The organism is Streptococcus suis (assembly GCF_002964045.1).
GTDB classification, from domain to species: domain Bacteria; phylum Bacillota; class Bacilli; order Lactobacillales; family Streptococcaceae; genus Streptococcus; species Streptococcus suis_U.
In genome coordinates this window covers 1-287 of sequence record NZ_POPB01000112.1, presented here as the reverse complement: position 1 = coordinate 287, position 287 = coordinate 1, and the positions used below count along the sequence as shown (strand labels likewise).

Below are 287 nucleotides of genomic sequence, written 5' to 3'. Positions count from 1 at the left end.
AAAGAAATCACCTAGAAAATTCTAGATGATTTCATATGACTTCTAAGTAGTCTACTGGTATTTCTTCAATGCTTCAAAGAACTCAAGATAGAGGCTGATATTCTCTTCCAACACTTCTCTCAATTCTTCATAAGAACGAACATCTGGATAAGGAATGCGGTAATCTGGTAATATAAGTAATCTAGATACTAAAGCCAGTACACTACCCGCGTATGGTTCTCCGTGCTTATTTACATACCAAATTAGCTCTACAAAACCAAGTCTAACATCAATCGTCAGAAATGCTT

The 287-nt window shown here is 35.5% G+C and carries 1 pseudogene; it reads right to left on the bottom strand.

The features are described 5' to 3' along the window. Window positions 1-51: 51 nt before the first annotated feature. Window positions 52-287: pseudogene (locus C1E99_RS14570) on the bottom strand (hypothetical protein); the annotation flags it as partial.